Below are 12,870 nucleotides of genomic sequence, written 5' to 3' on the forward strand. Positions count from 1 at the left end.
TATAACACCGTGAGCTATGTAATAACGGTCAAAACCGTAACGAGATTGCCAGCAACACTGGCTATCTGCACGGAGAGGTCCTTGAGATCCGTGTCGATTTGAACGAATCTTTCGAGGCAATCCTGATAAAATGCGTCAAACGCGTTCTCGCCCGCAATTGTCTCTGCGTAGCTTGGTTGCGCTGACGGAGTGGCCGCGATCCAATGTTCCATAAGCTGTTTGAGTTCATTCGCCCAACTTTCATTTGGATCTTGATCGCAGAGTCTTGTGAATCGTTCTTTGAACTCTTCCCAGTTTGACATTTTGTCCGATGGCTGGTGCTTCGAGGATAATCTAGCGTGGTCGAGTTCGTTGCTGAACCATTGCCATTCGTAGTGCTCGCTGACAAATTGCTCGAGATGGCCGTGCATCTCGTAAACTGCCTGCGATCCAGCATCGAGTTGCTGCAACGCTTTATCTCCGGGCTTTGCGATTGGTCGCAGTTTCTCCGCGATCATTCGCATACTTTCAGACAAAGGGGTTAGACGAAGGCTGCTCATACATCTGGTGAGCGTCCGGTTGATGCGGGAGGCGTGATTCAACAATTCGCCCAATCCAATGTCGGCGAGCCGATCGAAGTCGATTTGAGTAGCGAAGGGTCTTGCTGCGCGCTGCATAAAGTCGGCGTAAGTCTCCAGTTTACTTATCCATGTTTGCTCTAACCGCGCATTTGGGAGGTCGGTGATCTGCTTCCGAGCTTCCCTAGCAATTCCATGTAGGACAACGGCGTGTTTGCCCAACGTACCTGCGGCTGCGCTGTCAATTTTCGATCGATCCAGGGCGTCCTCAATCGTATCGAGCACGAGCTGCAATTTATGCAAGCTGTCGTGAAGCCCTTTATAGTGTTTTAGCGTCATGATCTGCGTGTTTGCGTTCTCGAAGGCATCTCGAAAACGACCTACGGTTTCGCGGATTACGGGTTCGTTCGCGTTCGCGATCAGCACGTTTAAGGCGTCGTTGGTGGTCCGGACCATCTGCGCCGGATCAGGCTGAGGCTTAGGGAGAGCCTTGACAAAATCGCGAAGCGCTTGATGTTGCAGCGCGACCGCATTTTCCGGCTTGGCGATCGACGAATGATCGGATCCGGCAATCTTGAGCTCATTTGGGAAATAGTGAGCTGCCGATATTCGGGCGACGACCTTCGGAGCGAAAAAAAATCCGCCCACGACGAACTTGTCTTCAACTAACTCGCGCCCATGTAGCTCCTCGCCCTTCAAGTGGATAAGACGACGGAAATCGCCGTCCAAACCGTTTAGCCAGTTGTTTTGCTCCGAAAATCGAAGGGCATCGGCTTGGCTGTGTCCAAGGAATTCAGCAATTGGCTGGAGCCAATTTGCCCATTCGGACCCAAGTGAAGGGGAAGCGACAAGGAAGAGGCCAAATGTCGTCCGCGATCGCGGGGCATCTCTATCCAAATGACGACGCACAAGATATCTTCGGGCAACGATACCACCCATACTATGGCACACGAATATGATGCGTGGCTCGCCTTCGACCCCAGCGCTTCGCATCCATTCCCGGAGATCGGCGACGACGTCCTCGAGGTTGTAATCTGCGCTGAAGATGCCGGTCTCGTAGGTGTATACGAAAACGCTCAGATCGCCGAGGGCGCTATCTTGGACGAGGAGGTTCGGCCAATACGTGCCGTTATCGTGGCTCCAACATTTGTCGCCAGCGGAAAGAACTCCATGAATGAATATAACGGCGCAATCGCCGGAGCCTTGCTTCAGGCTCTTTAATCCGAGCTCCATTTGAGCCCCACAGCCATTTGGCTAGTAAATGTGTTCGAACTGCTATTCAGAGGTAAGTAATAAATTCGTCCCATTGCAGTCGGCGGCGGCGCAACTCCACCGTCCGGTTCCTGCCCCTATACTGACGGGTGCCGCTGGACGGACTATAGTTGTCGTGGATCATATCTGAACGCAAAAATTGCGCAACCCCGGATTGCGGATGTACTGCAGGCCCCTTTGATCTGTCAAAAGGCGTCCGATCGCAGTGTCGAGGTGATGGACGCTCCCTGGTTCACGATCGACGAATAGCGGTACATCTGCATGAACAGCGTCGTTGATGACAGCGCGACTTGTCGGGATTTCGCCGCTGTATTCCGAACAGAGCTCGACGAACTTCGGCAGAGTCATGTCAACAGCGGGACATGCGTGAGCGTCACGAGAGGATCACGGGTGCCTGGGCTTGACTTGCGCGGAATGCTCTGGATAGCGCGGTCGGGATGATTGACGCCGCCGGCGCGCGGTGATGGGTTGATCCCGGTTCGGAGCGGGCAACGGGGATCAGAATGACCAGCGAGTCGCAGCTGCGCGAGAAGCTTCGGAAGATCGAGGCGTTGTTCGTGGGGGCCGGAACTGCTGGTGAGCGCCTTGCAGCGGAAGCCGCGCTGCAGCGGGTGCGGGCCCGGGTCGAGGAACTTGCTCGCCACGATCCACCGATCGAACAGCAATTCTCACTTCCCGACCAGTGGTCTCGGCACCTGTTTCTGGCGCTTTGCCGCCGATATGGGCTGCGGCCGTTTCGTTATCGCCGACAGCGACGTAACACGGTGATGGTCCGTGCGTCACGGGGCTTCGTTGATCGAGTCCTGCTGCCCGAGTTCACCGAGCTGGAGGGTGCGCTGCAAGTGTATCTGCACGAGGTAACGCTGCGCGTGATCCGCGAAGAGATCTACGACGACGCCAGCGATGCGCAGGAAGTTCCCGACGCCGTGCCGTCGAACTGATCAAGCGGCGAGCTTTGGCTCCGAACCATCGCGCTCGGCTTTCCAATTCCACGGCAGCAGCGTGTTCAGCTGATTGATCTTGGTACGTCCGGAGACGATGCGCTCGAGAACATCAGTAAAATAGTGCCGTGGGTCGATGTCGTGAAGCTTTGCGGAGTTGATGAGTGATGCGAGAGTGGCCCAGGTTTCGGCGCCGCCCTCACTGCCTGCGAACAGATAGTTTTTCTTTCCCAGCCCGATCGGCTTGATGCTGCGTTCGACCGTATTGCTGTCGATCTCGATGCGCCCATCATCGATGAATCGCGTCAGGCCGTCCCAATGGTTGAGGGTGTAGCGGATCGCCTTGCCAAGGCCGGATTTCTTCGAGACTTCCAGCAGTCGCGCCTCGAGCCAGGGCTTGAAGTCCTCGATCAGCGGTCTGGTGTCGGATTGTCGCACCGCAGCTCGCTGCGTCGCCGGCAAACCGCGAATGCGATCCTCAATGGCGTAGAACATCGCGATCCGCTGCAGCGCTTCCGCGGCAATCGGCGATTTCGTCGCGATGTGGACGTCCCAGAACTTCCGCCGCGCATGCGCGAAGCAGAACGCCAGTTGTACCAGACGGCCGCCGTTTTTAATCAGCCCCTTGTACCCGGCGTAGCCGTCGACCTGCAGGATGCCGTCGTAGTCTTCAAACAGCTGCCTGGCGCGGATTGCCTTGCGATCCTCGGCGAACACGTAGACTACTGCCGGCGGCGCCGGGCCGCCCCACGGGCGGTCGTCGGTGGCGATCGCCCAGAACTGGCAGACTTTGGTTCTGCCACGGCCGGGATCGAGAACTGGCAGCGGCGTCTCGTCGGCAAACAGCCGCGGGTAGGACATCACTGCGCGGCGCAACAGCGCGTGAAGCGGCTTCAGCCACCAGGCGACGCGGCCCATCCACGAGGCCAGCGTTTGCCGGTCGAGCGTGATGCCTTGGGCGGCAAACATCTGTTCCTGGCGATACAGCGGCAGCTGGTAGCCGTATTTCATCACCGCGACGTGGGCCAGCAAGGCTTCCGTCACCATTCCACCGTCGATCGCCTGGGCCGGCGCGGGTGCCTGCAGAACACCCTGGCGGCATCCCCGGCAGCCGTACCGTGGACGCATGATGCGCTTGACCCGGTACTGCATCGGAATGACGTCGAAGGCTTCCTTGACGGTCTCCCCGATCTTGTGCAGCTGCTCGCCGCAGCAAGGGCAGATGTGGCTCTCGATATCGATCACGACATCGATGCGCGGCAAATGCTCCGGAAGCTTCCCCCGGTTGCGTCGCGCCGGTCGCTTTCCACGGCCCTCCGCTCCGTCAGGCAGCCTGCCTCCGGTCACGTCGTCGTTGGCGGCGGCACGAACCGCCTGTGCCCTGATGGTGAAGAGAGACAGCTGTCCGATATCCAGTGTCTCGGAGCGCGGACCGAAGATCGTGCGCTTGTACTGGGACAGGATCATCAGGAGCTTGTCGTTCTCCTGGATCGCAGCGTCGCGTTGGGCGATCGCTGCATCACGCTCGGTCGCCAGCGTGCTGCATTCCTCCGACAACGCCGCAAGCCGTGACGATAGCGTCATCACGGCTTGTCGGAGCAATGCTGGATCGGAAGGCAAATCACTCATGCAGAGCGATTCTACAACAACTCCGCATGAGTGACGAACGACTCTTGATAATGATCAACCAGCTCGCATCGGCTGATCCACAACTCGCATCGGCACACGCTTCCAGTCCGAGCCATCGAGCAGCACCGAGAGCTGAGCATGAGATAGCGACATGACGCCTTCCTTGATCGGCGGCCAGGTGAACTGCCCCTCGATTCTTTTGTAGTAAAGGACAAGGCCGCTTCCATCCCAAGTCAGGATCTTCACGCGATCTCGGCGCTTGGAGCGGAAGACATAAAGTCCGCCGTCGAACGGATCGGCTCCAAAGGCCTCGCTCACCAGCATCGCCAGCGAGTCCATGCCGCGGCGGAAATCGACCGGCTGCGTCGCAATCCAGATCGACAACCCAGCTCGAAGCCCGATCATCGACCAACCGTCCCGACCGCCGCCAGCACCTCGCACAGTGCCTCCCGGTCGACTGTCCCCCTGACACGGATGCGAATCGCGCCGACCTCGATCTCGATCGCCGCCTGCTCCTCACTCGGGCGCCCACAGCCGGTGATCGCGATCGGCACAAAGCCAGGTGGCATGCCTCTGTCCCCGCGCTCCGCGACCTGCGCCCGCGTAGCCTGGCGACGCCAGAGAAACAACAGGCTTGGACTGATGTCGTGTCGCCGCGCCACTGCGGACACGCTTGCACCCGGCGCAAAACTCTCCGCAACAATCGCCGCCTTCGCATCGGTCGACCAGCGCCGACGTCGGCCCGTCCCGGTGATGATCTCGACACGCTGCAGCGTGTCGGCGCCGTGTTCGAGGATAGGCATATGCCTATCCTTATCGCTATCCTTACGACTATCCTTTGACATTGTGACCTCGCGACAAACCATTCCGCGAGATCTTCCTAGCCGACCAGATCAACCCTCAGCGCGTGGTCTCCGCATGACGCTCACGGACATGCTCAGGCGCATCGCTCACTTTGGGATGAGCGGCGTTGCGGGCGCGGACGCACCTACAAACAGGGGCTTTGTGTTCTTTACGGGATAGAAGCTCGATTGGCGTTGGTGTTTACGAAATCTTACGTCGACGCTGTCGACCCATCATTGCAATCCACGTGGAAGTAGTTCCGGATATGGCCGCGGCCTCTTTGATGCACACCCTCCATCCCGGCCGAAGCGTTTCGGCAGCATGACCGGTTCGAGCACCTTCCAATTTGCTCTCCCCAATCCAACCGGTGACCCCAAATCGCGCGGAGCCGAAATCCTCCTTTTTCCGGGAATCAGCACTAATGCTCGCGATCGTCGTGTTCGGCGGCAGAGCCTCGCAGCTCTTCGAACGCCTAGCCTCCGCAGGCAGAAAAGCAGCGTCTCTCCCTCTAGCGAGAGCACCTCAGCCGCAGCAGAGGAGCAAATCTTTTTCTAGATTCTCTCCCTCCCTCGAGTCTATGCGTATCACGCGGCACATGTTCTCAATCATCGATCGAGCCCAACTGTCGCACGCTATCCAGCACAGGTGGTTCATAGTAGTGGTCCGCGGTCCGAGGCTGTCTGACGTCTAGGCGAGACTGATTTAGAACGAGCCCTGAAAACAAATGCTCGCTTTTGGCGGGACGCCTAGCACGTCGTCTTTTGGTAATCGGTAAGCATTTGAGATTTATCAGCGTTTTTTTGGGCTTGTTGGCAAGCTTTGGTCGCTCGGACCGAAACTATGACTGCATCGAAAAAAAATCCCTGAGTGAGAGTGAGGCCGGTCCGCGAGGTGGAAGGCGATGAGGAATTTACCACCCCCCACCGCGTCAGCCGGAGCCATGTGTCGTCGCGCCTCCCCAATGGCTTTTTGTTATTTAGCTCCACGATTTTTACCCGAGTCTGGGAAGCCGGTCGCCGACAGTCGAACCCAGACTTTTGACCACCTCAGCGCGCTTTACTGACAGGGACTTCAACACATCAATCCAAGCCACGATCCGAGGGAAATCTGACTACGAGAATTGTTGGCAAAAGGATGAGGGAGAGGCCTCAGACTTTGACGTTCAGGGCTTACACCCGGTTGTTGTGATCGCCCGTCAACGGAATCTGGTAGCGAGGCTCGACGAATCGATTGTCGTCGATCGTTAGCTCGTCGCATTTTTAGCTTTCCCCAATGCTGACACCGGTAACACGCATAAGGGCAGACCCTCTAGGTGAGCTGCTCCAGCAATTTTCGCGCAAAGCTTCTTTCTTGTATCTGTGTTCTTCGTGGGGCTCACCATTTTCACCGCTTTGGACCCTATCAGACCAGCTGCGGGTAATTCGCAGGAGGGCGGTCGGTGGGCCGTAGGTCCGCGTTTGATCCATGTCGTCCATTCAGTGGACGTGATGCGAATCAGGTTCGTGAGATTCTTCCTACTCCGTTGTGGTCGCTCGATGATGTGAATGAAGCCTAGCCGGCGGGCTTCATGCATGGCAGTTTGGACGGTCGTCCGACATACTCCCGCGATGGCCGCGATCTTGTCGTAAGGCAGATCACAGACGCCGTGATGTTTGACCTCGCCGGCAACGATCGCGAGCACGGCGCGTTGCCCTTCAGTGAACATCGCTCTCATTGCAGGCGGCATGGATGACGAACTGCCCAGCGTGCGCCGCCGATCTCGCGAGGCTTGACGATCCGGTGAACGGGGCCGTTGCCGCGTCCTAAAGCGTGACGATAAGCGCGCGTGAAGTTTGACGATGGGCGATTGCGCGATGAGTCCGCGCTCCGGTTTCCGATTCTGAATGGCCTCAGCGAGAAACTGAGCCTCATCATCGCTGATTGCCCCCATGGGCCAGTGGCGACGCCAGATGGCATCTAACAGAGTGTTGAGCTCTTCAGGCGAGGTTGCGGAATTGACGGATTTATAGAGCGCCGCCGCCGCGGTCGAAAGGTCGTTCATCGCTCGACCCCGGAAGCCGCCCGGCTGACGGCCGACCAAGCGTCGCGGCGCTTGCCAAAGAGCCCCAGAGGCCGGTCTAACGTATCGTAGGCGGCATACCGCTTTGGAGAGATGCGAAGGTAATGACCTAATCTCTTCCGCCCCTCATAGATAGAGTGATAAAGCGGTTCGAAATTTGCGTTTTGCTTTTCCGCACTAACCCTTTGACGCGACTTGGTCCGATTTGTCCCGGTTTTGTAATTAACCTTTTGTTTTTGCGTGAGAAGAGTTAGCTTCCCAAGCTGCATACGAGGGTTCGATTCCCTTCGCCCGCTCCAGCCCCAAGGCCAAACCCAAGGCTAAATTGCACGGGACAGTGTTGTCGGCGAGACAATGTATTTTGCTGCCATAGCGGGAGACTTGACGTGAGGTTGCTTGGAGCGCTGCTGCTCGCGCTGGGCGTGCTTTGCATGACGAAGCCGGCATCGGCACAAATGTATGATCCCCGCTATCCGGTCTGCTTGCATGTTTACGGTGAACTGGTCGGCGACCGGATGGATTGCATCTTCACGTCGATGAAGGAGTGCCAGGCGAGCGCCGTGGGGGCTCCGGCAACCTGCCTGGTCAATCCCTTTTATGCGCCAGGACCGGCGCGCCCTGGCGGGCCTGAGCGATGACCGTTTCCGCTCGCATCTGCCCGCGTTCATTTGAGACGACGCGCGCTTTGCGATTGTTTTGATCGGGTGCGCATTTATCGTTCGCGCGTCGCGGCACGAGCCTCGCGCGATGATCCCGGGATATTACGGCGGTCTGTTCACGCAACGTGCGCGCCTAACGAACTGTACTCGACCTGTTCTTCTCACAACACGCATTTATGTTTCCGTAGTTCTCCGCGTTTGAGAACGGAGTTCCGCCGGAACGTGACAGCGGCCGGCAGTGGTCGAGGCTGCATCATCCTTCGGTGGTGATCAGCGCCATCCCATAGCGGGTGCGACGTGAGCCAAGATGCTCTCGATCACATGCGCGTTGTAGGCGACGCCGAGTTGATTGGGGACCGTCAGCAGCAGGGTGTCGGCCTCCGCGATCGCCTCGTCTGTCTTGAGCTGCTCGATCAGCTTGTCCGGCTCGGCGGCGTAGCCGCGGCCGAAGATCGCGCGCGTCCGCTCGTCGATGAAGCCGATCTGGTCTTCCTCCTGCCCATTGCCGAAATAGGCGCGGTCGCGATCGTCGACCAGCGCGAAGATGCTGCGGCTGACCGAGACCCGCGGCTCGCGGGTGTGGCCGGCCTCCTTCCATGCGGCGCGGTAGGCCCGGATCTGCGCGGCCTGTTGGATATGGAAGGCTTCGCCGGTCTCGTCGCTCTTCAGCGTCGAGCTCTGCAGGCTCATCCCGAGCTTCGCCGCCCAGACCGCGGTGGCGTTCGAACCGGCGCCCCACCAGATGCGCTCGCGCAGGCCTTCCGAGAGCGGTTCGAGCCGCAGCATGCCGGGCGGATTGGGAAACATCGGCCGCGGATTCGGCTGCGCAAAACCTTGTCCGCGCAGCATATCGAGGAAGATCTCGGCATGACGGCGGCCCATGTCGGCGTCGGTCTCGCCTTCGCCCGGCTGATAGCCGAAATAGCGCCAGCCATCGATCACCTGTTCGGGCGAGCCGCGGCTGATGCCGAGTTGCAAACGTCCCCTCGCGATCAGGTCGGCCGCGCCGGCGTCCTCGATCATGTAGAGCGGATTTTCGTAGCGCATGTCGATCACGGCGGTGCCGATTTCGATCCGGCTGGTCTTCGCGCCGACCGCTGCCAGCAGCGGGAAGGGCGAGGCCAACTGGCGGGCGAAGTGGTGGACGCGAAAATACGCGCCATCCGCGCCGAGCTCTTCGGCGGCGACCGCGAGGTCGATCGATTGCAGCAGCACATCCGCGGCCGAGCGGGCCTGGGATTGCGGGGAGGGCGTCCAGTGCCCGAACGAGAGGAATCCGATTTTTTTCATGCCGGCAATGTAGGCATATCAGGTACGAATTGCGAATGGTGGCGTGACCCGCCGATGACGGAAAATGTTTACCAACCGGGGAAAATATCTGCGGCACGCGTTGCGGGTTTTGCGGATCGCGCCGCCGTGGACGCGCTGCATGCGCGCTGGTCTTGCCGCCCGCGCTACAGTGCGGCTTGCGATCAGCTCGCGCGCCGCCTAGTTTTCCGCCGCCGTTCTCCCGCCACCACGTTTCCGCAGGACCCGATGTCGCAGCCGTTTCTGTTTCAGCCGATCACGCTTCGCGGCGTGACCTCCCGAAACCGCATCCTGATTTCGCCGATGTGCCAGTATTCGGCGACCGACGGCCTCGCCAATGACTGGCATCTTGTTCATCTTGGTAAATTCGCCCAGGGCGGCGCCGGGCTCGTGATGGTCGAGGCCGCGGCGGTCACCGCGGAGGGCCGCATTACCCATGGCGATGTCGGCATCTGGAACGACGAGCAGATCGCGCCGCTCGAGCGCATCGCCGCGTTCCTGAAGGACAACGGCGCGGTGCCCTCGATCCAGCTCGCGCATGCCGGCCGCAAGGCCAGCATGCAGCGCCCCTGGTACGGCAATGCCGCACTCGACGAAGCCGACCGCGCCCGTGGCGATCTGCCGTGGCGGACCGTTGCGCCGAGCGCGGTCCCGATGGAGCAAGGCTGGCTGATGCCGCACGCGCTCGATGTGGCCGAGCTCGCCACGTTGCGCGAGCAATGGCGCCGCGCCACCCTGCGTGCGGTGGAGGCCGGCTTCGAATTCGTCGAGGTGCATTGCGCGCATGGCTATCTCCTGCACGAATTCCTCTCGCCACTGTCGAACCGCCGCAGCGACGCCTATGGCGCCGACCGCGCCGGACGGATGCGCTATCCGCTCGAGATCATCGAGACCGTGCGCGCCGCTTGGCCCGCCGAGCGGCCGCTGGCGGTGCGCATCTCCTCGGTCGACGGTGTCGATGGCGGCCTGACGCTTGAAGATCAGATCGCATTCGCGCGCGAAGCCAAGGCGCGCGGCGCCGATCTGATCGACTGCTCGTCGGGCGGCCTGCTCGGCTCGGCAACCGCGGCGCGGATTCCGCGCGGCTATGGCTTCCAGGTGCCGTATGCGGAGGAAATCCGGCGCGCCGCCGAGGTCGCCACCATCGCGGTCGGCCTGATCCTGCATCCGCAGCAGGCGGAAGATATCCTCGCGGGCGGCCAGGCCGATCTGGTCGCGATCGGCCGCGAGGCGCTGTTCGATCCGAACTGGCCGCTGCATGCCGAGCTTGCGCTTGGCGGTGGAGGCGGCGAGGTGTTCGCGTCCTGGCCGAAGCAGTATGGTTGGTGGCTGGAGCGGCGCGAGCCGGGCCTGCGCAGGCTGGAAGGTCCGCCGCTGCCGTTCCGCAAGGTGTGACAAGATCAAGCTGCGACAGATCATCAGGGAGGATTTGACATGACGATTTCGGCACAGCGTCCCTATCGCGGCGTGTTCCCGGTGGCGCCGACCATCTTCGATGCCGGCGGCAACCTCGACCTCGACGGACAGCGGCGCTGCATCGACTTCATGATCGATGCCGGCTCGCACGGCATCTGCATCCTCGCCAACTTCTCCGAGCAGTTCGTGCTGACCGATGCCGAGCGCGAGACCGTGATGCATGCGGTGCTCGAGCACGTCGCAGGCCGCATTCCCGTGATCGTCACCACCACGCATTTCTCCTCGGCGGTGTGCGCCGCGCGCAGCCGCGAGGCGGAAGCCGCGGGTGCTGCGATGGTGATGATCATGCCGCCCTATCACGGCGCGACCTTCCGCGTCGGTGAGCCGGGCATCTACGAGTTCTATCGGGTGGTGTCGGATGCCATCAACATCCCGATCATGATCCAGGACGCGCCGGTCGCGGGCACGCCGCTCTCGGTGGACTTCCTGGCGCGGATGGCGAAGGAGCTCGCCAATGTCAGGTATTTCAAGATCGAGGTGCCGATGGCCGCGAACAAGCTGCGCGGCCTGATCGAGAAGGGCGGCAGCGTGATCGAGGGACCGTGGGACGGCGAGGAGGCGATCACGCTGATGGCCGATCTCGATGCCGGCGCCACCGGTGCGATGACCGGCGGCGGCTATCCCGACGGCATCCGTCAGATCATGGATCCGTTCTTCGCCGGCCGCCGCGACGAGGCCGTGCAGGCCTATGCGCGCTGGCTGCCGCTGATCAACTATGAGAACCGCCAATGCGGGCTGCAGGCCTGCAAGGTGCTGATGCGCGAGGGCGGCGTCATCAAGTCGGACACGGTGCGGCACCCGTTGCAACCGCTGCATCCGGCGACGCGCGCAGGCCTGATCGAGATCGCGCGCTCGCTCGATCCGGTCGTGCTGCGCTGGGGGCGCTGAGCGCGCCACCCGGCCGTTATGTTCACATAACCGTCAACAAGGCCATCTACCGTTCCGTCGGTTAAGGGAAGCGGGGACGTGCGCCCCGCGTGCACTCTGGATTGGTCGGAGCGGTCGGGCGGCAGCGGGATGATCGAAACCTTCCGGGTTGGTCGTTTTGCGATGCGCTACGGCCATTTCGTTCCGCGGCTCTACAACTATTGCCGGTCGCTCGGCTTTGAGCGGCAGCAGATGCTGCCGTCACGCGCCTTCTGCTCCGACGAGAGCCAGGGCTATCCGGTCATGCTGCTGGCCCAGCACTTCGGAACCTTTCCGTTCGACCATGGGCGGGTCGGCGGCAAGGTCGCGATCAACCGCCACGGACCCTTTGCCCATCACGGCGAGGACCTGGTGCTGATCCAGGCCAGCCATGTCGGCTACAATCCCGATGATGGCCGCTTCGGCGTCTATCAGCGCCACCGCACCGACGACTGCAGGTTTGGGGATTGCTGCGGCAAGCTCTGCGGCGTGCTGCGCTGGTATGAGGACGAGTACGCGCATGCCTGTAAGCAAGTGCAATGCGGCCGGTTCAATGGCGAGCCGGTGTTCCGGATCGACAATCACTATCTCGACGACAGCCGCAGCGAAGGGGTCTTTCTGCGGCTCGACCGCATGGTCGAGACGCCGGGTCAGCCGCTGAGCGTGCTGAGCACGTCAAAGGTTTTTCGCGCAAGTGCAGCGATTCGCGAACGGCTCGGTGAAGCCTGCTTTGGCGAGACAATCGCGCCGATCGGCACGGCGCTGTCACCCGATCTGTTTCACTTCCGCCGTGCGCTCGCCGAAGGTCCCGAGGGCCATGACATTCTCGAGGCGGCGCTCGCGCCTGTCATGCCGGCGCTGGTGACCTCGCGGCATCCTGCATTGGATGCCGCCCGCTTCGTCACCCAGGCCGAGTTCGATCGCACCTACCGGAGCATTCTGCGTGAGCCGGCGTTTCAGACCAAGAACGTGCTGTTCGTCTCCGGTCTGAATATCGACGTATCGCCGCGCGAGGGATTTTCGTTTCCGTTCACCAAATTCGTTCCCTGGGCGGCCTATGCCCGCCTGCGCGACGGCCGCTCGTTCCTGCTCGAGCAGGAGGAGTTCGCCGAGACGCTGCGCCGGATGCCGGGTGAGAACCCGGATTGCCTGTCGTTCGACAACACGATCGAGCAGATGACCACGGCGCCGGAAATCCGCATTCCGATCGGCTGATGCCT

Annotated in this window: 11 protein-coding genes; 5 read left to right on the forward strand and 6 right to left on the reverse strand. The window is 60.9% G+C overall.

Translation table 11 applies throughout. From position 1 onward, the window contains the following. Positions 1-14: 14 nt before the first annotated feature. Positions 15-1,790 (reverse strand): esterase/lipase family protein, encoded by a 1,776-nt coding sequence (locus ACVIGA_RS25485; RefSeq protein ID WP_456668441.1) that lies wholly within the window; start codon positions 1,788-1,790, stop codon positions 15-17. Between the two features lie 542 nt (positions 1,791-2,332). On the opposite strand from ACVIGA_RS25485, the gene ACVIGA_RS25490 reads away from it, so the two are divergent. Further along, positions 2,333-2,770 (forward strand): hypothetical protein, encoded by a 438-nt coding sequence (locus ACVIGA_RS25490; RefSeq protein WP_166202962.1) that lies wholly within the window; start codon positions 2,333-2,335, stop codon positions 2,768-2,770. Here ACVIGA_RS25490 and tnpC read toward each other — a convergent pair whose 3' ends face one another. The 4 genes from tnpC to ACVIGA_RS25510 all read right to left on the reverse strand — a co-directional run bounded on the left by tnpC (position 2,771) and on the right by ACVIGA_RS25510 (position 7,283). Next, a complete protein-coding gene (tnpC, locus tag ACVIGA_RS25495; protein WP_456670885.1) occupies positions 2,771-4,354 on the reverse strand; it encodes an IS66 family transposase in 1,584 nt (527 codons plus the stop codon). A gap of 99 nt (positions 4,355-4,453) precedes the next feature. Beyond that, positions 4,454-4,804: an IS66 family insertion sequence element accessory protein TnpB gene (gene tnpB / locus ACVIGA_RS25500; RefSeq protein WP_166202960.1), complete on the reverse strand. Its 351-nt coding sequence runs from the start codon at positions 4,802-4,804 to the stop codon at positions 4,454-4,456. After that, a complete protein-coding gene (tnpA, locus tag ACVIGA_RS25505; RefSeq protein WP_414643311.1) occupies positions 4,801-5,202 on the reverse strand; it encodes an IS66-like element accessory protein TnpA in 402 nt (133 codons plus the stop codon). The genes tnpB and tnpA overlap by 4 nt, the downstream gene beginning before the upstream one ends. A gap of 1,283 nt (positions 5,203-6,485) precedes the next feature. Continuing rightward, on the reverse strand, positions 6,486-7,283 hold the full coding sequence (locus ACVIGA_RS25510) for a hypothetical protein (protein ID WP_456668442.1): 798 nt from the start codon (positions 7,281-7,283) through the stop codon (positions 6,486-6,488). A 404-nt stretch (positions 7,284-7,687) separates the two neighbouring features. Between ACVIGA_RS25510 and ACVIGA_RS25515 the strand changes: the two genes are divergently transcribed. Continuing rightward, positions 7,688-7,939 (forward strand): DUF3551 domain-containing protein, encoded by a 252-nt coding sequence (locus ACVIGA_RS25515; RefSeq protein WP_456668443.1) that lies wholly within the window; start codon positions 7,688-7,690, stop codon positions 7,937-7,939. A gap of 291 nt (positions 7,940-8,230) precedes the next feature. On the opposite strand, the gene ACVIGA_RS25520 is transcribed toward ACVIGA_RS25515, so the two are convergent. After that, positions 8,231-9,250, reverse strand: a complete 1,020-nt coding sequence (locus ACVIGA_RS25520) for an LLM class flavin-dependent oxidoreductase (protein WP_456668444.1) — start codon at positions 9,248-9,250, stop codon at positions 8,231-8,233. A 246-nt stretch (positions 9,251-9,496) separates the two neighbouring features. Between ACVIGA_RS25520 and ACVIGA_RS25525 the strand changes: the two genes are divergently transcribed. From ACVIGA_RS25525 to ACVIGA_RS25535, 3 genes are all read left to right on the forward strand, one after another. Then, the gene (locus ACVIGA_RS25525) at positions 9,497-10,663 is read left to right on the forward strand and encodes an NADH:flavin oxidoreductase/NADH oxidase (RefSeq protein WP_456668445.1); all 1,167 of its coding nucleotides are present in this window, start codon (positions 9,497-9,499) and stop codon (positions 10,661-10,663) included. A gap of 39 nt (positions 10,664-10,702) precedes the next feature. Further along, positions 10,703-11,632 (forward strand): dihydrodipicolinate synthase family protein, encoded by a 930-nt coding sequence (locus ACVIGA_RS25530; RefSeq protein ID WP_456668446.1) that lies wholly within the window; start codon positions 10,703-10,705, stop codon positions 11,630-11,632. Between the two features lie 129 nt (positions 11,633-11,761). Beyond that, entirely contained in the window at positions 11,762-12,865 is a 1,104-nt protein-coding gene (locus tag ACVIGA_RS25535) for a hypothetical protein (protein ID WP_456668447.1), read from the forward strand. The last annotated feature ends 5 nt before the right edge of the window (positions 12,866-12,870 follow it).

Source organism: Bradyrhizobium sp. USDA 3240 (assembly GCF_054063295.1).